Origin of the sequence: Phycicoccus sp. Root563 (assembly GCF_001427915.1) — a bacterium.
Taxonomy (GTDB): Bacteria; Actinomycetota; Actinomycetes; order Actinomycetales; family Dermatophilaceae; genus Pedococcus.
The window spans coordinates 2,260,858-2,280,282 of record NZ_LMGM01000001.1 but is presented as its reverse complement, the minus strand read 5'-3'; the positions used below and the strand labels follow the sequence as shown (position 1 = coordinate 2,280,282).

16 protein-coding genes and 1 pseudogene are annotated in these 19,425 nt (G+C 70.8%); 9 read left to right on the top strand and 8 right to left on the bottom strand.

The window, feature by feature from the left end; all coding sequences use genetic code 11:
• Positions 1 to 17: 17 nt before the first annotated feature.
• Entirely contained in the window at positions 18 to 1,451 is a 1,434-nt protein-coding gene (locus ASD62_RS10830; RefSeq protein WP_056915969.1) for a cytochrome ubiquinol oxidase subunit I, read from the bottom strand.
• A gap of 152 nt (positions 1,452 to 1,603) precedes the next feature.
• Between ASD62_RS10830 and ASD62_RS10825 the strand changes: the two genes are divergently transcribed.
• Entirely contained in the window at positions 1,604 to 2,311 is a 708-nt protein-coding gene (locus ASD62_RS10825) for a gamma-glutamyl-gamma-aminobutyrate hydrolase family protein (RefSeq protein ID WP_056915968.1), read from the top strand.
• Here the strand turns inward: ASD62_RS10825 and galE are convergent.
• The 3 genes from galE to paaI form a co-directional block, all read right to left on the bottom strand.
• Positions 2,299 to 3,315: a UDP-glucose 4-epimerase GalE gene (gene galE / locus ASD62_RS10820; RefSeq protein WP_056915967.1), complete on the bottom strand. Its 1,017-nt coding sequence runs from the start codon at positions 3,313 to 3,315 to the stop codon at positions 2,299 to 2,301. The genes ASD62_RS10825 and galE overlap by 13 nt on opposite strands.
• A 59-nt stretch (positions 3,316 to 3,374) precedes the next feature.
• A complete protein-coding gene (locus ASD62_RS10815; protein WP_056915966.1) occupies positions 3,375 to 4,151 on the bottom strand; it encodes a peptidylprolyl isomerase in 777 nt (258 codons plus the stop codon).
• 100 nt (positions 4,152 to 4,251) lie between these two features.
• On the bottom strand, positions 4,252 to 4,674 hold the full coding sequence (gene paaI, locus ASD62_RS10810) for a hydroxyphenylacetyl-CoA thioesterase PaaI (protein WP_235530682.1): 423 nt from the start codon (positions 4,672 to 4,674) through the stop codon (positions 4,252 to 4,254).
• A gap of 52 nt (positions 4,675 to 4,726) precedes the next feature.
• On the opposite strand from paaI, the gene paaN reads away from it, so the two are divergent.
• Both paaN and ASD62_RS10800 read left to right on the top strand, forming a co-directional pair.
• Positions 4,727 to 6,490: a phenylacetic acid degradation protein PaaN gene (gene paaN, locus ASD62_RS10805; RefSeq protein ID WP_056915965.1), complete on the top strand. Its 1,764-nt coding sequence runs from the start codon at positions 4,727 to 4,729 to the stop codon at positions 6,488 to 6,490.
• A gap of 17 nt (positions 6,491 to 6,507) precedes the next feature.
• Positions 6,508 to 6,891 carry a phage holin family protein gene (locus ASD62_RS10800; protein WP_056915964.1) on the top strand — a complete coding sequence of 128 codons (384 nt, stop codon included), beginning with the start codon at positions 6,508 to 6,510 and terminating at the stop codon, positions 6,889 to 6,891.
• A 227-nt stretch (positions 6,892 to 7,118) separates the two neighbouring features.
• Here ASD62_RS10800 and ASD62_RS10795 read toward each other — a convergent pair whose 3' ends face one another.
• On the bottom strand, positions 7,119 to 7,853 hold the full coding sequence (locus tag ASD62_RS10795; protein WP_056915963.1) for a helix-turn-helix transcriptional regulator: 735 nt from the start codon (positions 7,851 to 7,853) through the stop codon (positions 7,119 to 7,121).
• A 151-nt stretch (positions 7,854 to 8,004) separates the two neighbouring features.
• Here ASD62_RS10795 and hisC point away from each other — a divergent pair, with 151 nt between their 5' ends.
• Together hisC and ASD62_RS10785 are read left to right on the top strand one after the other, a co-directional pair.
• Positions 8,005 to 9,108, top strand: coding sequence for a histidinol-phosphate transaminase (hisC, locus tag ASD62_RS10790; RefSeq protein WP_056915962.1), 1,104 nt, complete (start codon positions 8,005 to 8,007; stop codon positions 9,106 to 9,108).
• A gap of 153 nt (positions 9,109 to 9,261) precedes the next feature.
• Positions 9,262 to 12,564 carry a S8 family serine peptidase gene (locus ASD62_RS10785; protein ID WP_200956876.1) on the top strand — a complete coding sequence of 1,101 codons (3,303 nt, stop codon included), beginning with the start codon at positions 9,262 to 9,264 and terminating at the stop codon, positions 12,562 to 12,564.
• A 107-nt stretch (positions 12,565 to 12,671) separates the two neighbouring features.
• Here the strand turns inward: ASD62_RS10785 and ASD62_RS10780 are convergent, their stop codons facing one another.
• On the bottom strand, positions 12,672 to 13,112 hold the full coding sequence (locus ASD62_RS10780) for a hypothetical protein (protein ID WP_056915960.1): 441 nt from the start codon (positions 13,110 to 13,112) through the stop codon (positions 12,672 to 12,674).
• A gap of 80 nt (positions 13,113 to 13,192) precedes the next feature.
• Here ASD62_RS10780 and mgrA point away from each other — a divergent pair, with 80 nt between their 5' ends.
• The 4 genes from mgrA (at position 13,193) to ASD62_RS10760 (ending at position 18,251) form a co-directional block, all read left to right on the top strand.
• Positions 13,193 to 14,239, top strand: coding sequence for an L-glyceraldehyde 3-phosphate reductase (gene mgrA / locus ASD62_RS10775; RefSeq protein ID WP_056915959.1), 1,047 nt, complete (start codon positions 13,193 to 13,195; stop codon positions 14,237 to 14,239).
• 277 nt (positions 14,240 to 14,516) lie between these two features.
• Positions 14,517 to 15,728, top strand: coding sequence for a pyruvate dehydrogenase (acetyl-transferring) E1 component subunit alpha (pdhA, locus tag ASD62_RS10770; RefSeq protein ID WP_056915958.1), 1,212 nt, complete (start codon positions 14,517 to 14,519; stop codon positions 15,726 to 15,728).
• Positions 15,728 to 16,702 (top strand): alpha-ketoacid dehydrogenase subunit beta, encoded by a 975-nt coding sequence (locus ASD62_RS10765; RefSeq protein ID WP_200947863.1) that lies wholly within the window; start codon positions 15,728 to 15,730, stop codon positions 16,700 to 16,702. Before pdhA ends, ASD62_RS10765 begins: the two co-directional genes overlap by 1 nt.
• A gap of 22 nt (positions 16,703 to 16,724) precedes the next feature.
• Entirely contained in the window at positions 16,725 to 18,251 is a 1,527-nt protein-coding gene (locus ASD62_RS10760; RefSeq protein ID WP_056915957.1) for a dihydrolipoamide acetyltransferase family protein, read from the top strand.
• Between the two features lie 77 nt (positions 18,252 to 18,328).
• Here ASD62_RS10760 and ASD62_RS10755 read toward each other — a convergent pair whose 3' ends face one another.
• Positions 18,329 to 19,039 (bottom strand): ABC transporter permease subunit, encoded by a 711-nt coding sequence (locus ASD62_RS10755; protein WP_056915956.1) that lies wholly within the window; start codon positions 19,037 to 19,039, stop codon positions 18,329 to 18,331.
• Positions 19,036 to 19,425, bottom strand: a pseudogene (locus ASD62_RS20715) (ABC transporter ATP-binding protein); the annotation flags it as partial. The pseudogene ASD62_RS20715 and the gene ASD62_RS10755, both read right to left, overlap by 4 nt.

Sequence of the window (19,425 nt, the reverse complement as noted above, 5' to 3'; positions counted from 1 at the left end):
TCAGTCAGCGACGGCGGTCAGTAGGCGAAGGCGAGGGGGGCGTCCTCGTCCTGGTCGGCGGCGACCACGGGGTCCTCGAACGGCGGCGCCCCGGCGCGCAGGTAGGTGAGGAAGAGCTTCACCTCGATGACCGCGAGCACGCCGTAGAGCAGGGTGTAGACGACCATCGACGTGACCACCTCGCCGGCCGAGACCGACGGTGAGACCCCGGTGCTGGTCGACATCACGCCGAACACCAGCCACGGCTGGCGACCGGCCTCGGTGAAGATCCAGCCGAAGCTGTTGCCGAAGATGGGCAGCAGCGGTGTCGCGATGACGACCCAGTGCCACCAGCGCGCTCGGGGAACGCGACCGCCGCGCGTCGTCCAGAGGACCGCGAGGGCGATGAGGCAGGCAGCCATGCCGACGCCGATCATCAGCCGGAAGCTCCAGTAGGACAACGGGATGTTGGGCGTGTAGGTCGCGTCCGCGGTGAGCGGGTTGCCGGTGCCGTACTTCTGCGCGTACTCCGCCTTGAGCTCGTTGATGCCCTGGACGCTGCCGTCGAAGTGCCCCGTCGCCAGGAAGCTCAGCAGCCCGGGGACGGTGACCGCGAACTTCTCCTCGCTGCCGTCGAGCGAGCCGATCGTCAGCAGCGAGAAGGGGGCGTTGCCGTCGGAGCTGTCGTACAGCGCCTCTGCCGCAGCCATCTTCATCGGCTGGACGTCGGTCATGATCTTGCCCTGGATGTCGCCGGTCACGGCGAGGGCGAGACCCGCGACGAGGGTGACGACGGCTCCCAGGCGGGTCGCGCGCCGGTACATCCCCTCGTCCGTGCCCACGTCGACCCGGCGCAGGTGCCACAGCGCGACGGCCATGACGACCGCGCCCCCGACGAGGTAGGCCGCCGCGACGACGTGGGGGAACGTCACGAGCTGCACCTTGTTGGTGAGGACCGCGCCGAAGTCGGTCAGCTCGGCCCGCTTGGTCACCGGGTTGAGGCGGTAGCCGACGGGGTTCTGCATGAACGAGTTGGCGCTGAGGATGAAGTACGCCGACAGCAGCGTGCCCACGTGCACGATCCACATGCAGGCTGCGTGCAGCTTCTCGGGGATGCGGCCCCAGCCGAAGATCCACAGCCCGAGGAAGGTCGACTCGAGGAAGAACGCGAGGAGCGCCTCGATCGCCAGCGGTGCGCCGAAGATGTCTCCGACGAACCGGCTGTAGTCCGACCAGTTCATGCCGAACTGGAACTCCTGCACGATGCCCGTGACGAGCCCGAGCGCGAAGTTGATCGTGAAGAGCTTGCCGAAGAACTTGGCGAGCCGCAGGTCGTCCGGCCGGCGGCGCCGTACCCACGAGGAGTGGTACCAGGCCACGAGGGCGGACAGGCCGATCGTCACCGGCACGAACAGGAAGTGGTAGACGGTGGTGATGGCGAACTGCCACCTGGCCAGGTCGAGGTTGTCCATCGTTGCTCCGGGGTTCTCTGCACGACTGCGGGGCACTACTACGGTTCGTAGTACATACTACGCCGCGTCGTAGACCTGGTGACAGGGGCGAAGGTCCCGACCAACCGTGACTCGCGTCTCACCGCCCGCTCCGGCTGGTTAGGGTCCTGCGTATGCCGCGTCCGCTCGTCCTCGTGCCCGCTCGCTGGGCGGGGCAGATCGAGGGACGCTCGCGCCCGGGCGTCTTCGCCCCGCGGTCGCTGGTGGATGCGATCGTCCGCGCCGGCGGGGAGCCGGTGCTCGCCTGGCCCGAGTCCGTCGAGCGGGCGAGGGACCTGGTGGCCCACGCCGGCGCCGTGGTGCTCCAGGGAGGTGAGGACCTCGACCTCCGACCGTTCGGTGTCCCGGACGTGCACCCGCGCGAGACGCACCCACCGGCCGAGCAGGACGCCGCGGACGTGGCCGTGACGCGTGCCGCCGTCCAGGCAGGGCTGCCCGTGCTGGCCATCTGCCGCGGGATGCAGGTGCTCAACGTCGTCCTCGGCGGGACGATCCACCAGCACCTCGAGGAGACCTCGGTCGCCCACGCCGACAACTCCCACGCCGTGGACGTCGTTCCGGGGACCCTGCTCGAACGCGTCCTGGTCCGCGACGGTGGTGGGCTCCGGCGTGACGGCTGGTCCAACCACCACCAGGCCTGCGACCGGCTGGCCGACGGCTACCTGCTGTCAGCCACCACCCCCGACGGCTGCGTCGAGGCGATGGAGTCGTCCGACGGTCGCGTCATCGCCGTGCAGTGGCACCCCGAGGTGGACGCTGCCACCGTGCCGCACCAGCAGGCGCTGTTCGACTGGGTCGTCGAGGCCGCTCAGTCCGGGTAGCCGACCGGGTTCTCGCGCTGCCAGCGCCACTGGTCGGCGCACATGTCCTCGATCGTGCGGGTGGCCTTCCAGCCCAGCTCGGCCTCGGCCCGGCTGGGGTCGGCGTAGGACGCGGCGATGTCGCCGGCGCGGCGCCCCACGACCTCGTGCGGCAGCTCGTGGCCGCAGGCCTTCTCGAACGCGTGCAGCACCTCGAGGACGCTGGTCCCGTGCCCGGTGCCGAGGTTCCACGTGGAGACGACCTCGTCGGTGGTGCCGAGCCTGGTCAGGGCGGCGAGGTGGCCGGCGGCGAGGTCCTCGACGTGGATGTAGTCCCGCAGGGCGGTGCCGTCTGGCGTCGGGTAGTCGTCGCCGAAGACGCTCAGCTTCTCGCGCGTGCCGACCGCGACCTGCGCGATGAACGGCATGAGGTTGTTGGGGATCCCCTGCGGGTCCTCGCCGATGGTGCCCGAGGCGTGGGCCCCGACCGGGTTGAAGTAGCGCAGCAGCGCGATCCGCCAGCGCTCGTCGGTGCGTGCGACGTCACGCAGCACCTGCTCGATCATCACCTTGGTCCAGCCGTACGGGTTGGTGGCCGAGGTCGGGAACTCCTCCTTCATCGGGACCGGGGCGTTCTCGCCGTACACGGTCGCGGAGGAGGAGAAGACGAGCCGGAAGCAGCCGTGGCGCTGCATCGCCCGCACCAGGGCGAAGGTTGAGTCGAGGTTGTTCTGGTAGTACTCCAGGGGCACCTCGACGCTCTCGCCGACGGCCTTGAGCCCGGCGAAGTGGATGACCGCGTCGAACTTCCGCTCGGCGAACAGGTTCTCGGTCTTGTCGCGGTCGGTCAGGTCGAACGCGTGCACCTCGAGCGGCCCACCGATCAGGGCCTCGAGCCGCGGCACCACCGTCGGCTTGGAGTTGGCGAAGCTGTCGATGACGACGACCTCGTGCCCGGCCGCCACGAGCTGGACGACGGTGTGGGATCCGATGTAGCCGGCACCGCCGGTGACCAAGACGCGCATGCCCTCACCGTATTGCGTGCCGCCGGCTCCCAGCCACGGGTACCCGANCACGGACCGGCTCAGCGGCCGTGGTGCCCGCTGAGCCTGGCGCGCTCGATCTCGGTGCGCAGGGCCGGCATGCCGTCCTCCGGGGTGCCGTCGGTGCCGGGGTCGATGCCACCGGCCGCGATCGCGTCGAGGACCTTCATGCCCTTCTCGGTGACGTGGCCGAAGACCGTGTAGTCGGGGCGCAGCCGCGAGTCCCGGTAGACGAGGAAGAACTGGCTGCCGTTGGTGTCCGGCCCGGCGTTGGCCATGGCCAGGGTGCCGCGCGGGTAGACCTTGCGGCTGCCGTCGGGGAATCCGGGCCAGTTCTGCAGGGCCTTGGCGGAGTCGAGCTCGTCCTTAAAGGAGTAGCCGGGGTCTCCGTACCCCGTGCCGAGCGGGTCGCCGCACTGCAGGACCGACAGGGCCGCCGGCGGGGTCGTGTACGAGGTGAGGCGGTGGCAGATGGTGTCGTCGAAGTACTTGGCGCGTGTGAGGAACGCGAAGCTCTGCACGGTGCAGGGTGCCGCCGCGCGGTCGAGCACCAGCGGGATGTCGCCATGGTTCGTCTTCAGCGTGACGCCCAGGCTGCCCCGGTCCGGCGTGTGCCGCGGGTCCTTGGGCAGCCCCACGAACGTGGAGTAGGTGGTGTCCTCCATCGGCGTGTACGCGCACGGACCCTTGGTGGGCTGCGTCGGTACGGCCGGGGGTCTGCCGTGGTGGTCGGCGCCGGCGGTCGCCGACGTGGTCGGCACGAGGGCGACGGCTGCGGTGACTGCCGCGACGGCGGCGAGGCTTCTCAGTGGGCGCATGGTTCCTCCGGTGGTCGGGGGTCGACACGGTCGGTGCCGACCTCCTCGGACCCTAGGGACAAAACGGACGCCACGCTCGGCGAGATCCAGCGCCCGCGAGCTACCGGGGCGGGAGGCTGCGCGACCGGCCACGGAACTCTGCGACGACCGCCCCGTCGGCCTCCCGCGTGACGGTGACGTCGGTGAGACCGCTGCGGCCGAACGTCCGGCGCTGGTGGGCCTCCGCGACCAGGACGTCGCCGAGCCGCCCGGCGGCCACGAACGTGATGTCGGCCCCGGCGGCCACGGTGAGCGTGCCACCGCTGTTGCAGGCCAGCGCGAACGCCGAGTCGGCCAGGGTGAAGACGAACCCGCCGTGCGCGATCGCGTGGCCGTTGACCATCGCCGGGGTCACCTCCATGCGGACCACGGCGTGGTCGAGCTCGATGACCAGCGCCTCCATGCCGAGCCCCCGCGAGGCCTCGTCGTCCGCCCACATCCGCTGCACGTGCCCCAGGTCCGTCTCGGCCGCCTCGTCGCTCACCCGCCCATCATGACCGGTCGGCACGAGCAGCGCCCGCGCCTACGATGACGCCATGACCCAGGCAACGGCGCCCACGCAGCCCACCGAGCCCCACGAAGGCCCCGGCGGCACCCCCCACCCCCTCGTCGCGAAGCACGCGGACGTCCTCGAGCAGGCCACCGCCGCGCTCGCCGCCCGTTCGTACTTCTCCCGCTACCCCGAGTCCCCCTCGCCGCGCGTCTACGGTGAGTCGGCCGCGGCCGACGGCCAGGCGGCATACGAGTCGTTGCTGGACAAGGCGTTCGGCGCCCTCGGTGCCGTGGCCACGGACGGGTCGTGGGTCGGCGAGGAGACCTCGCCGTACGGCCCGGCGCTGGGGATCACCTACCCCCACCTCGACCTCGACGCCGCCATCGCCGCGGCGCAGGAGGCCCTCCCGGTATGGCGCGACGCCGGCGCCCGAACGCGTGCGGCCGTCTGCGTCGAGGTGATCGAGGGCATCAACCGCCGGTCGTTCGAGATCGCCCACTCGGTGATGCACACGACGGGACAGCCGTTCGTCATGGCGTTCCAGGCGGCCGGTCCGCACGCGCAGGACCGTGCCCTCGAGGCCGTCGTCGCGGGACTCGTCGAGCAGGAGCGCGTGCCCGCGTCCGTCGTCTGGGAGAAGCCCGGGAAGGACCGCCAGGGGAACCCCGCGCCGCTGCGGATGCAGAAGGACTACCGGATCGTGCCGCGAGGCCTGGCGCTCGTCATCGGGTGCAACACCTTCCCGACGTGGAACGCCTACCCGGGGATCTTCGCCTCGCTCGTCACCGGCAACCCCGTGATCATCAAGCCGCACCCCTACGCGATCCTGCCGCTGGCGATCTCGGTCGCCGTGGCCCGCGAGGTGCTGGCTGCCGCCGGGTTCAGCCCCGACCTCGTCCAGCTCGCCCCGGAGGCCGAGGGTGAGGGCCTCGCGAAGGTGCTCGCCGAGCGCGACGAGGTGCGGATCATCGACTACACCGGCGGCCCGTCGTTCGGGACCTGGCTCGAGGAGGCCGGCGCGGCGAGCGGCAAGCTCGTCTACACCGAGAAGGCCGGGGTGAACTCGATCGTCGTCGACTCGACCGACGACCTGCGCGGTGTCCTCGGCAACCTGGCGTTCTCGCTCACGCTCTACTCCGGCCAGATGTGCACGACCCCGCAGAACCTGTACGTGCCGCGCGACGGCATCAGCACCGACGAGGGACCGGTGTCGTTCGCGGAGTTCGGTGAGAAGCTCGCGGCCGCGGTCGGGAGGCTGACCGGCGACGACGCCAAGGCGGTCGAGCTGCTCGGGGCCACGGTCAACGACGGCGTCCGCGAGAACGCGGGCGGTCTGGCCGACCTCGCCGCGGAGGCCGGCGGCACGGTGGTGCTGGACTCCCGAGCCGTCACCCACCCGACCTGGCCCGACGCCGTGGTCCGCGCCCCGGGGCTGGTCAGCCTCGACGCGAGCCGCGAGGACGTCTACACCCAGGAGTGCTTCGGACCGGTCACGTTCCTCATCGCGACCTCGGGCACCGACCAGTCGCTGGCGCAGTTCCGCGACACCGTGCGCGAGCACGGTGCCATGACGGCTGCGGTCTACTCGACCGACGAGGCCGTCCTCGAGGCGGCCCGGGACGCTGCCGCCGACGCAGGGGTCGCCCTCTCGGAGAACCTCACCGGCCAGGTCTTCGTCAACCAGACGGCGGCCTTCTCCGACTTCCACGGCACCGGCGCCAACCCGGCGGCGAACGCGGCCTACACGGACGCCGCGTTCGTGGCGAGCCGCTTCCGCGTCGTCACCAGCCGACGGCACGTGGCCTGATCTGGAAGGATCGAGCCATGAACTTCGTCATCAAGGTCGCGGTCAACGCGGTCGCCCTCTGGGTGGCGGCGTGGCTGCTCCCCGGCATCTCCTTCGGCGACGGCAAGTTCGGGTCCAAGTTCGCGACCGTGCTGCTCGTGGCGGTCGTGTTCGGCATCGTCAACGCCATCGTCAAGCCCGTCGCGAAGTTCCTGAGCTTCCCGTTCATCATCCTGACGCTGGGGCTGTTCACGTTCATCGTCAACGCCTTCATGCTCCAGCTCACCGAGTGGATCGCCGACCCGCTCGGCCTGAGCTTCACGATCAACGAGTTCTTCTGGGACGCGGTCCTGGGTGCCCTCGTGGTCACGGTCGTCTCGATGGTCCTCAACTGGGTCCTGCCCGACGGCGACGACGACTGACGCCGGCGCCACCACGACGACGAGGCCGCACCCCTTGGAGGGGTGCGGCCTCGTGACGTGTGCGGACCCGCCACCTGCCCCTGCACGGAAGTGGTCTGCGGGTCCCCGACGACATCCGTCCCCCCGGAGGAAGTCGCCGAGGCAAACTCTGACAGGACGATCTCGCCCGTGCCAGCCGACCGCGCTCCTTTTGCGTGAACACGCAACTGTGGGACCGATCGCCCCGTTCAGGCGCGGGCGCGTCCCCTGCGCAGGATGAGGACGGCGTCGACGCGGCTGTTGGCACCGAGGCGCGCGACCAGCTGGGCGATCTCCGACACGACGGTGCGCACGGAGACTCCGAGCTCGCGGGCGATGCTGGCGTCCTTGGCCCCGCGGGCCAGCAGGATCGCGGTCTGCACCTGGCGCGGGGTGAACGGTGGGGCCTCACCCTCGGCCAGGGCGGGGCGCGAGTCCGCCAGCACGAGGTCCCACAGCTCGAGGGCCGGGTCGACCACGTCCGGTGTCGTCGCCGTGTAGAGGGTCGGGGAGCCGTCGAGCTCGAGCGGGCCGGGCAGCCCGACGCAGGAGCGGTCGATGACCCACATCGTGGTGACGGCGTGGCCCACCCGGGCGGTGGGGTCCAGCGAGGTCAGGAGCGGGTTCACGCGGAAGGCCCGCTCGCTGAAGATCGAGATCAGCTCGATCCCACGGTCACGCGACCGCCGGTCCAGCTCTGGTCCCGTGTCCCACGGTTCGAAGGGGATCACGGGCATGAGGCTGCCCATCTGCGTCGTGCAGGAGGCCTCGAGCGCGGCGAAACCGGCGTCGACCTGCTCCAGCCCGGTGCCCATCAAGCGGAAGCCCGGGGTGGGCTGGCCGATGGCGACCTCGATCGCCAGCTCGTTCACCATCGTGGTGAGGCGGGCCGCCCGCCGAGCCAGGTCGAGCCGGAGGTCGTCCTCCGCGTCGCCCGTTGCCACCGTCCTCGACCCCCGATCGTGTCCTCGTCGCGGCCCCCGCCGCGACCGAATGATCACACAGGTCGGGCCCGTCCGCGCGCAGCGAACCACCCTTCGGCGCCGGACGCGACTCGCCATCACCCGGTCCGGGACGCCGCCTACAGTGGAGGCCATGAGCGACACCGCCCGTGACACCGACGTCCAGCTGCGCAGCGCCCTCGACCAGGTCCCTGCCTACGTCCCCGGGAAGCCCGCGTCGGCCCCCGACGGGGTCGCGGCATACAAGGTGTCGTCGAACGAGAACCCGTTCCCCCCGCTGCCCTCCGTGCTCGAGGTGATCACCGAGGCGGCCGGCAACGTCAACCGGTACCCCGACATGGCCGTCACCGACCTCACCGACGCCCTCGCCCAGAGCCTGGGCGTCCCGGCCGAGCACATCGCCACCGGCACGGGCTCGGTCGGCGTCCTCGGCCAGGTGATCGCTGCCACCTGCGACCCGGGCGACGAGGTGGTCCACGCCTGGCGCTCCTTCGAGGCGTACCCGATCGTCACGGCGCTCGCCGGTGCCACGTCCGTCAAGGTCGGGCTCGACGACCACGAGCGGCACCGCCTCGACGCGATGCTCGCCGCGATCACCGACCGCACGAAGGTCGTCATCGTCTGCACGCCCAACAACCCGACCGGTCCGATGGTGACCCACACCGAGCTCGAGCAGTTCCTCGAGCAGGTCCCGTCGAGGGTGCTCGTCGTCATCGACGAGGCGTACGTCGAGTTCGTCACCGGCGCCGACGCGCCGCGCTCCCTGGAGCTCTACCGCGACCGGCCGAACGTCATGGTGCTGCGCACCTTCTCCAAGGCCTACGGCCTCGCCGGGCTCCGCGTCGGGTATGCCGTGGCGCACCCGTCCGTGGCCGGTGCCCTGCGCAAGACCGCGACGCCGTTCGGCGTGAACTCGATCGCCCAGGCGGCGGCGATCGCGTCGCTGCGTGCGTTCGACGAGCTCCAGGAGCGGGTCGACCAGCTCGTCTCCGAGCGGGAGCGGGTGGTCGGCGCCCTGCGCGGCCAGGGCTGGTTCATCGCCGACACCGAGGCGAACTTCGTGTGGTTCGGCCTCGGCACGCGGTCCGGTGACTTCGCCGCCGCCGCCCAGGCCGCAGGGCTGACCCTGCGCCAGTACGGCGACGACGGGGTCCGCGCCACCATCGGCGAGACCGAGGCGAACGACGTCCTCATCCGCGTGGCCGGGGACTTCCTCGCCGACCAGCCCGCCGACTGACACCCAAACACCGGCAAACGGCCCTTCGACCGCCCTGACCGGGAGTCTTGGGACAACCTTTACCTTTCGGGCGGGAGCAACACCGTGTCCACCGGGCGAGACTGACCCGGATCGCCCGCCACCCGTGGGCGTCGGAGGGAAGGGGAATCCCACGTGACCGCACGACACACGAGGCGCCGCGGACTCACGATCGTTGCCGGGATGGCCGTGGCGGGGGTGGTCGCAGCAACCGTTGCGCCCATCGCGTCGGCCGACCAGGGCAGCGGCGTGGGCTCGGCACCCGCGGCGAGGGCCGAGAAGGACCAGGTCAAGAAGGTCCAGAAGAAGGACAAGCTGGGCCAGCACGATCGCCAGCTGCTCAGCGCGGCCCAGCAGAAGGGGACCAAGCGGGTCACCCTGATGCTGGCCACCGAGAAGGGCGCCACGAAGGACGTCGTCAAGGCGGTCAAGGCCCAGGGTGGCTGGACCGGCATGGTCAACGACCGCATCGGGTACGTCCGGGCCAGCGTCCCGACCACCAAGGTGGACAAGGTGGCCGGCATCCTCAAGGTGATCGCCGTCGACCTCGACGAGTCGATCCCGCTGCCCAACCCTGCCGTCGAGCGCAGCAGCAAGACGGCCGCGGCAGCCGCCGTCGCCGCGCCGGGCAAGGGCACCCCCGACTCCAACCCCTACATGCCGACCCGCGACCAGGGGGCGACCGACTTCAAGACGAAGAACCCCGCCTGGGACGGCCGCGGCGTGACCATCGGCATCCTCGACTCCGGTGTCGACCTCGACCACCCGGCGCTGAAGACCACCTCGACCGGCGAGCGCAAGATCGTCGACTGGGTGACGGCGACCGACCCGATCTTCGACAACGACTTCACCTGGCGCCGGATGACCACCATGGTCACGGCTGCCCCGACGTTCACCTACGCGGGCTCGACCTGGACGGCCCCGGCGTCCGGCGACTACGCGGTCAGCCGCTTCTCCGAGGCCATCACCGAGGGCAGCGAGCCCGAGGGCGACGTCAACCGTGACGGAGACACCACCGACCAGTTCGGCGTGCTCTACGACTACGCCACGAACAACATCTGGGTCGACGCCAACCAGGACAAGGTGTTCACGGCCGACGAGTTCATGCGCCCCTACAAGGAGCGCTTCGACGTCCACCACTTCGGCACCGACGACCCCAAGACCGCCGTCGTCGAGCAGATGCCCTTCACGGTCGAGTTCCGCAAGGGTGTCGACCTCTCCCCGTACCAGGACCCGTCGCTGCCGCCGACCGCCGACTTCGTCAACATCGGCATCGTCGAGGACGCGCACGCCTCGCACGTCACGGGCATCGCCGCCGGGCACAGCCTCTTCGGCGGCAAGATGGACGGCGAGGCTCCCGGCGCCAAGATCGTCTCGTCCCGTGGCTGCACCTGGGGTGGTGGCTGCACCGCCGCGGCCCTCACCGACGGCATGGTCGACCTCGTCGCCAACCGTCACGTCGACGTGGTCAACATGTCGATCGGTGGCCTGCCCGCGCTCAACGACGGCAACAACGCCCGATCGGCGCTCTACAACCGCCTGATCGACGAGTACGGCGTCCAGCTGTTCATCTCGGCCGGCAACAGCGGCCCGGGCGTCAACACCATCGGTGACCCGTCCGTGGCGACCGACGTCGTCAGCGTGGCGTCCTCCATCACCAAGGAGACCTGGCTGGCCAACTACGGGTCGACCGTGTCGACTCCGCTCACGCTGCACAACTACTCCTCGCGCGGACCGCGTGAGGACGGCGGCTTCAAGCCGAACATCATGGCCGCCGGCTCCGCGATCTCGACCGTCCCGCGGTGGCTCAAGCAGCCGGACGTGGCCGAGACCGGGTACACGCTCCCGGTGGGCTACGCCATGTTCAACGGCACGTCCATGGCCTCCCCGCAGGCCGCCGGTGGCGCCGCACTGCTCCTGTCCGCCGCTTTCGCGACGGGCACCGACACCTCGCCGGCACAGCTGCGGAACTCGATCTACTCCTCGGCGAAGTTCGTCAAGGGGCTCGAGGCCATCGGTCAGGGTGCCGGGCAGATGAACGTCCCTGCAGCGTGGACGCTGATCAAGAAGCGTCCGATGACCCAGGGCTACACCGTCTCGGCCCCGGTCTGCACCCCGATCTCGGACTTCCTCGCGACGCCCGAAGTCGGCACCGGTGTCTACAACCGGTGCGGCAGCAAGGAGGGTGGCCAGGTCGCGGGTGTCGCGAAGACCTACACGGTCTCGGCGACCCGCACGAGTGGTCGTGCGGGCGCGGCGCTGCACCAGCTGCGGCTGGTCGGCAACGACGGCACGTTCACCCTCGGGGCCACCAAGGCCAAGATGGCCAAGGGCACCAAGGTCAGCATCCCGGTCACGGCGAAGACGTCCACCCAGGGCGCGCACTCGGCGATCCTCGAGATCGACGACCCCGCGACCCCGGTGGTCGACCACCGCGTGCTCCTGACCGTGGTCCTCGCCAAGGAGCTGGCCAAGCCGTCCTACGCCACGTCGACCAGCGACAAGGTGGGCCGCAACCTCACCAAGAAGCTCTTCGTCAACGTCCCGGCGGGCACCAAGGCCCTCCAGGTCAACCTCGCCGGCACGGCGACCAAGAGCCAGGTGCGCTTCATCGGGATCAACCCGTATGGCGTGCCGGTCGAGTCGACCTCCTCGCTGGAGTGCTACACGAACTTCAGCGACCCGAGCACGTGCAAGCCGACGTCGCGCAACTACGCCAACCCGCTGCCCGGCATCTGGGAGTTCGAGGTCGAGGCCCGGCGCACGTCGCCGTTCCTGGACAACCCGTTCCGCCTGACGGCTGCGGCGCAGGGCGTCGTGGTGAACCCCGAGACGCAGACCCTGCCGTCGGTGACGGCGGGTGAGCCGAGCCCGGTGAGCTGGAGGGTCAGCAACTCCTTCGGGCCGGTCACGGTGACGCCGAAGGGTGGGTCGCTGGGCAGCTCCTCGTCCAGCCGCAAGACCATCGCCGACGGTGACCAGCAGACGTTCGAGGTGGTCGTGCCCGCGGGTGCCGAGCGCCTCGACGTGGCCATCGGGAACACCTCCGACCTCGGGGCCGACCTCGACCTCACGGTCAAGAACGCTGCCGGGGCCGTCGTCGGCTCCTCGGCCGACGGTGACTCGGAGGAGTCGGTGAGCCTCGCCGCCCCGGCGGCCGGCACCTACACGGTCGTGGTCGACGGCTACTCGGTGCCCGCAGGCACCACGCAGTACGACTACCTCGATGTGTTCTTCTCGCCGGCCCTGGGCACGCTCGACGTGCCCGGCACCGCGATCGACCTGCCTGCGGGCGGCTCGACCACGGTGACCGGTCAGGTCACGGCCCAGCAGGCTCCGGCCTCGGGTCGCCGCCTGTTCGGCGAGATGAACGTCGTGTCCTCCGAGGGCGCGGTGCTCGGCACCGGGTCCGTGGTGATCGGCGCCGTCACGCAGTAGTCGGCACGCACAGGACACCGGACCCCGCGGGCACCACGCCCGCGGGGTCCCGTGCGTCCGGCCCCGGGGCCAGGTGTCCTCGCTCCCCGGGTCCGGTGCCTCCGGCGTCAGCCCGTGAGGACGGCCTCGACGCGGAACGGCCGCCCCTGCTGGCACGTGCTGGCCATGTCCTCGACGCGGTACCCGCGCACGGTCACCTGCTGGCCAGCAGCGATCCCCGCGACCTTGCCGATGAGCAGCCACGGTCCGTTGGGGTCGGTCGGGATCGGGGTGAGCAGCAGGCAGCCCGCCTCGACACCGTCGGACACCGACCCGGTGACGGTGACGAGCCGCACCTTGCTGCCGGGGCGGGCAGGCACGCTCGGGTTCTCGGGATCGGGTGATGTCGTGGTGTCGGAGGTGGGCGGGGTCGCTCCGCCCGAGGTGCTCGACCCGGTCGTGCCACCGCCGGTCGTCGCGCCGGTCCCGCCGGTCGTCCCTGCGCCCGTCCCGCACGCGCCGAGCAGGGTGACGGCGGACAGGGCCAGGATCGGGCGAACGGGTCTCATCCACCCATCCTCACCCGGCGGTGACGCGGCGCGCCATACCCCGCTGGTCGCGGGAGGTCGCCCACGACAGACTGGGGGGCATGGTCGACACCTGGCTCCCCGCCTACCTCCCCAGCCCTGACCGCTACGGCCCCATGCCCTACCGCAAGGTGGGCCAGAGCGGCCTGCACCTACCCGCCGTCTCCCTCGGGATGTGGCACAACTTCGGTGACGACAAGCCGTTCGACGTGCAGCGCGCGATCCTGCGCCGAGCCTTCGACATCGGCATCACCCACTTCGACCTCGCGAACAACTACGGCCCGCCCTACGGCTCGGCCGAGAAGAACTTCGGCCGCCACTTCGCCGCCGACTTCAGGCCCTACCGCGACGAGCTCGTCATCTCCTCCAAGGCGGGGTACGACATGTGGCCCGGGCCGTACGGCATCGGCGGCTCGCGCAAGTACCTGCTCGCCAGCCTCGACCAGAGCCTGCAGCGGATGGGCCTGGACTACGTCGACATCTTCTACAGCCACTGCCCCGACGAGGACACCCCGCTCGAGGAGACCATGGGCGCGCTCGCGACCGCGGTCAAGCAGGGCAAGGCGCTGTATGCCGGCATCTCCAGCTACTCCCCGGAGCGCACCGAGCGCGCGGCCGAGGTCCTCGCCGACCTGGGCGTGCCGCTGCTCATCCACCAGCCGAGCTACTCGATGCTCAACCGCTGGGTCGAGGGCGGCCTGCTCGACACCCTGGGTGAGAAGGGCATCGGCTGCATCGCGTTCAGCCCGCTGGCGCAGGGGATGCTGACGAACAAGTACCTCGGCGGCGTCCCGGAGGGCTCCCGGGCCTCGCAGGGCAAGTCCCTGTCGCCCGACCTGCTCACCGACGAGTCGCTGACGCACGTCCGCAAGCTCAACGACCTCGCCTCGGAGCGCGGGCAGTCGCTCGCGCAGATGGCGCTGGCCTGGGCGCTGCGCGACGAGCGGGTCACCTCGGTCCTCATCGGGGCGTCCTCGGTCGAGCAGCTCGAGGACTCGGCCGCTGCCGTGGCGAACCTGCGGTTCAGCGACCGCGAGCTCGCCGAGATCGACGCCGACGCCGTGGAGGCCGGGATCGACCTCTGGCGCGGCAAGTCCGAGATCAGCTGACCTGCGCCCCACGCAAGACGCTGGTTGCGCGGCATACCGCGGGAAAGCAACGCGACCTTTGCCGCGCAACCAGCGTTTTGCCGGGGTTGGGGAGTCCGGATTCTGAGATTTCCCGGGGTCCGGTTATCTTTGGCCTCAGCAAGGCCCTATGTGAGCGCCGCCACAACCGGTGCAACCAGCCTGCCGCGCAACGCCAGCAGCGGTGACCCCGCGGGGGTTGCCGTGGCCCGAGCCGAAGGTCCCGCCATGAGTGGGGCCGGAGGAAGAAGGAGTGCCTGTGAGCGACAACGCTGTCGCCAGTACCGGTGAGAAGGCCGGCACCACCCCCCACGAGGAGGAGGTGCTCGCCGAGCTGACCGCCCCCGTCCCGGAGGTGGGTGACGGTGGACCCGAGATGGTCCAGCTGCTCACCCCCGAGGGCCAGCGCGTCGAGAACGTCGAGTACGACGAGTACGTCAAGGACCTGAGCGACGAGGACCTGCGCGGCTTCTACCGCGACCTCGTGCTCATCCGCCGGGTCGACGCCGAGGCCACGGCGCTCCAGCGCCAGGGCGAGCTGGGCATCTGGGCCAGCCTGCTCGGCCAGGAGGCGGCCCAGGTCGGCTCCGGTCGCGCGATGCGCCCGCAGGACTACGCCTTCCCGACCTACCGCGAGCACGGCGTCGCCTGGTGCCGCGGGGTCGACCCGCTCAACCTCCTCGGCCTGTTCCGTGGCGTCAACCACGGTGGCTGGGACCCGAACGAGAAGAACTTCCACCTCTACACGATCGTCATCGGCGCGCAGACGCTGCACGCGACCGGGTACGCCATGGGCATCCAGCGTGACGGCGACGTGGGCACCGGTGACCAGGACCGTGACGCGGCCGTCATCGCCTACTTCGGCGACGGCGCGACCGCGCAGGGCGACGTGAACGAGTCGTTCGTGTACGCCGCGGTCAACAACGCCCCCGTGGTGTTCTTCTGCCAGAACAACCAGTGGGCCATCTCCGAGCCCAACGAGCGCCAGACCCGTATCCCGCTCTACCAGCGGGCGCGCGGGTTCGGCTTCCCCGGTGTGCGGGTCGACGGCAACGACGTCCTCGCGGTCTACGCCGTGACGCAGCAGGCGCTCAACGCGGCCCGCAGCGGCAACGGCCCGACCTTCATCGAGGCCTACACCTACCGCATGGGTGCGCACACGACCTCGGACGACCCCACCAAGTACCGCGTCTCCGCCGAGGTCGAGGTGTGGAAGCACCGCGACCCGATCGAGCGCCTCAAGTCCTACCTCGTGCACACGCAGAAGGCCGACCAGGACTTCTTCGACGCCGTCGAGGCCGAGGGCGACGAGCTGGCCGTCACCGTCCGTGAGGGCTGCCTGAACATGGCCGACCCGACGCCCGACTCGATGTTCGACCACATCTACGTCGAGGAGCACCCGGTCGTCGAGGCCGAGCGCAAGGAGTTCGCCGCCTACCACGCCGGCTTCGAGGGTGAGGGGAGCCACTGATGGGCACCATGACGATCGCCAAGGGCATCAACAACGGCCTGCGCGCCGCCATGGAGCGCGACCCGAAGGTCGTGCTCATGGGTGAGGACATCGGCAAGCTCGGGGGCGTCTTCCGCGTCACCGACGGCCTCCAGAAGGACTTCGGCGAGGACCGGGTCATCGACACCCCGCTCGCCGAGGCCGGCATCGTCGGCACCGCGATCGGTATGGCGCTGCGCGGCTACCGCCCGGTGGTGGAGATCCAGTTCGACGGCTTCATCTACCCCGCGTTCGACCACATCGTCAGCCAGGTCGCCAAGATGCGCGCGCGCTCCCTCGGCAAGATCAAGCTGCCGATGGTCATCCGCATCCCCGTCGGCGGCGGCATCGGTGCCGTCGAGCACCACTCGGAGTCCAACGAGGCCTACTTCGCCCACACCGCGGGCCTGAAGGTCGTCTGCTGCTCCAACGCCGAGGACGCCTACTGGATGATCCAGCAGGCCATCGAGTCCGACGACCCGGTGCTGTTCTACGAACCCAAGCGTCGCTACTGGGACAAGGGTGAGGTGGACGAGTCGGCCGCGCCGCGCCCGCTGCTCAAGGCCCAGGTCGTCCGCGAGGGCACCGACGCCACGCTCGTCGCCTACGGGCCGATGGTGAAGACCTGCCTGCAGGCCGCCGAGGCTGCCGCCGCCGAGGGCAAGAACCTCGAGGTCATCGACCTGCGCACGCTGAGCCCGCTGGACCTCGACACCGTCGCGGCCTCGGTCGAGAAGACCGGTCGCACGATCGTCGTCCACGAGGCCTCGACGTTCCTCGGCCTCGGCGCCGAGGTCGCCGCGGCCCTGCAGCAGCGCTGCTTCTACCACCTCGAGGCGCCGGTGCTCCGTGTCGGCGGCTACAACCTGCCCTACCCGCCGAGCAAGCTCGAGGAAGAGTTCCTTCCCGACCTCGACCGCGTCCTCGACGCCGTCGACCGCTCGCTGGCCTTCTGAGAACCCCGAGGGATGACAGCCTGTGTCCGTTAAAGAGTTCAAGCTTCCCGACCCCGGTGAGGGTCTGACCGAGGCCGAGATCGTCACCTGGAACGTCAAGGTCGGCGACACGGTCAAGGTCAACGACATCGTCGTCGAGATCGAGACGGCGAAGTCGCTCGTCGAGCTGCCCGTGCCGTTCGCCGGCACGGTCACCGCGCTGCACGTCTCCGAGGGCGACACGGTCGAGGTCGGCACGCCGATCATCTCCGTCGAGACCGCGGGCGGCGCCGCCCCGGTGCAGGACGCCCCGGCCGCTGGTGCGGTCGAGCCCGGCATCGAGGGTTCCCCGGCTCCGAAGATGGCTGCCGCCGCTGCGGCCGCCGAGGAGGAGGAGATCGAGGAGGGCAAGATCGGTGGCACCACGTCGACCGGTCGCACCGCCGTCCTCGTCGGGTACGGCGTGAAGCAGACCGAGGCCGTCCGTCGTCCCCGCAAGGGAGCGCCGGCAGCGGCGGCCCCCGCAGCGACGGCTCCTGCGGCGGCCCCGGCAGCGGTGGCTCCGGCCGCCCAGCCGAAGTTCACCCCGCCCGCCCAGGAGCGGGTGGCTCCGGTCGTCCGCGAGGGGGGCGCCCGTGCGCTGGCCAAGCCGCCGGTGCGCAAGTACGCGAAGGACCTCGGCGTCGACCTCGCCGCGGTCGCCGGGTCCGGTGAGGGCGGCATCATCAGCCGGGCCGACGTCGACGCCCACGCAAACGGGGCGGCCGCAGCCACCGAGGCGCCCTCCTCGGCGACGTCCGGCACCCGGGCCGCACCGGCGGCATACCAGGCTCCCGTGTTCACCCGTGGCGGGGAGCGCGAGACCCGCGTCCCCATCAAGGGGGTCCGCAAGATGACCGCCCAGGCGATGGTCGGCAGCGCGTTCACGGCGCCGCACGTCACCGAGTGGGTCACCATCGACGCGACCGCCACCATGGAGCTCGTCGAGCGGCTCAAGAAGGATCGCGAGTTCAAGGACGTCAAGGTCACACCGCTGCTCGTGCTGGCCAAGGCGATGGCCGTGGCCATCCGCCGCCACCCCGAGATCAACGCGACGTGGGACGAGGCCGCCCAGGAGATCGTGGTCAAGCACTACGTGAACCTCGGCATCGCCGCCGCCACCCCGCGCGGCCTGATCGTCCCGAACATCAAGGACGCCGACCAGATGTCGATGCTCCAGCTCGCCGAGGCAATCGGCGCGCTGACCGCCACGGCACGCGAGGGACGCACCCAGCCGGCCGACATGTCCGGTGGGACGATCACCATCACCAACGTCGGCGTCTTCGGCGTCGACACGGGCACCCCGATCATCAACCCCGGTGAGTCGGCGATCATGGCGTTCGGTGCCATCCGTCGCCAGCCGTGGGTGGTCACCGCGGCCGACGGCACGGAGACGATCGAGCCGCGCTGGGTCACCCAGCTGGCCCTGTCGTTCGACCACCGCCTGGTCGACGGCGAGCTCGGCAGCAAGTTCATCGCCGACGTGGGCGCGATCCTCGCCGATCCCGCGCGCGGCCTCGTCTGGGGCTGAGCCACCGCCCGGACATGACGAGGGCCCGCACCGTCACCGGTGCGGGCCCTCGTCATGCGGCAGGAGCCGGCAGTCGCCTACTCGTCGCCGCGCAGGGTGAACGAGCGCAGCCGGTCGCCGGTGAACCACAGCCCGAAGGCGCTCAGGACGACGGACGCGACCACGGCGTACCCGAGGCCCAGCCCCGGTGCGGGGACCAACGAGCTGATCGACGAGGCGACCTCGCGCCCCCAGGCGCCGACGGCCACCCAGCGGATGCCGTCGAGGACGTTGCCGAGCACGCCCTCCCACAGCAGCGAGAACAGCAGCCCGATGACCACCGCGTGCCGGGTCAGGGCAGCCATCGCGAGGAACAGTGCGGTGTAGGCCGTCCCGGCCACCGCCGCGCCGGCGCCCCAGGCGACGGCGCGCCTCGGGTCGGACACGTCGAGGACGAGACCGGTCACGAGCACCGGCAGGGCGCCGAGGGCCATGGTGGCCGCCCAGGCGACGACGTACTTGCTGGTGGCGATGACGTGGCGGCTGACCGGCTTGGACAGGAGGTACACGATCGACCCGTCGTCGACCTCGGGGCCAAGGACGGCCGTGGCCGCGAGCAGGGCGACCAGGGGCAGGGCGAGGCTGAACCCGAGGTCGGTCACCGCCTGGTAGCCGACCGAGGCGTCGCTCGTCAGGGCCCGGACCACCACGGCCAGCACCAGCAGCACGAGGGGGATCAGGCCGAGCACCAGTCCGCGGCGGCGACCCAGCAGCGCCTGGGCCGACAGGCGCAGGATCGTGGGGTTCACCGGTCGCCCCCGACCAGGTAGGAGAAGACACTCTCGAGCGACTCGTCCGTGGGGGTGAGCTCGAGGACCCGTATGCCGTGCTGCCGCGCCACCCGGGGCAGGCGGACCGTGAAGGCGCCGAAGTCGCTGACCGCGACGTCCACCCCACCGGACGGACGCAGTGCGACCGAGACCACCGAGGGTTCCGCGATCAGGGCGCTGGCGAGGCCGCGGTCGTCGTCGCCCACGACGACGTACTGCACGGGGCGGTCGGTCATCAGCCGCCTGATCTGGCCGAAGTCGCCCGAGGCCGCGTGCCGACCGGAGACGACCACCTCGATCTGGCGGGCGACCTGCTCGACCTCCTCGAGGATGTGGGAGCTGAACAGGACGGTGCGGCCCTCCGA

Bases quoted from the DNA above. Each gene is read 5' to 3' on its own strand.
- ASD62_RS10830 (WP_056915969.1), bottom strand. From the start codon at position 1,451: ATGGACAACCTCGACCTGGCCAGGTGGCAGTTCGCCATCACCACCGTC.
- ASD62_RS10825 (WP_056915968.1), top strand. From the start codon at position 1,604: ATGCCGCGTCCGCTCGTCCTCGTGCCCGCTCGCTGGGCGGGGCAGATC.
- galE (WP_056915967.1), bottom strand. From the start codon at position 3,315: ATGCGCGTCTTGGTCACCGGCGGTGCCGGCTACATCGGATCCCACACC.
- ASD62_RS10815 (WP_056915966.1), bottom strand. From the start codon at position 4,151: ATGCGCCCACTGAGAAGCCTCGCCGCCGTCGCGGCAGTCACCGCAGCC.
- paaN (WP_056915965.1), top strand. From the start codon at position 4,727: ATGACCCAGGCAACGGCGCCCACGCAGCCCACCGAGCCCCACGAAGGC.
- ASD62_RS10800 (WP_056915964.1), top strand. From the start codon at position 6,508: ATGAACTTCGTCATCAAGGTCGCGGTCAACGCGGTCGCCCTCTGGGTG.
- hisC (WP_056915962.1), top strand. From the start codon at position 8,005: ATGAGCGACACCGCCCGTGACACCGACGTCCAGCTGCGCAGCGCCCTC.
- ASD62_RS10780 (WP_056915960.1), bottom strand. From the start codon at position 13,112: ATGAGACCCGTTCGCCCGATCCTGGCCCTGTCCGCCGTCACCCTGCTC.
- mgrA (WP_056915959.1), top strand. From the start codon at position 13,193: ATGGTCGACACCTGGCTCCCCGCCTACCTCCCCAGCCCTGACCGCTAC.
- ASD62_RS10765 (WP_200947863.1), top strand. From the start codon at position 15,728: ATGGGCACCATGACGATCGCCAAGGGCATCAACAACGGCCTGCGCGCC.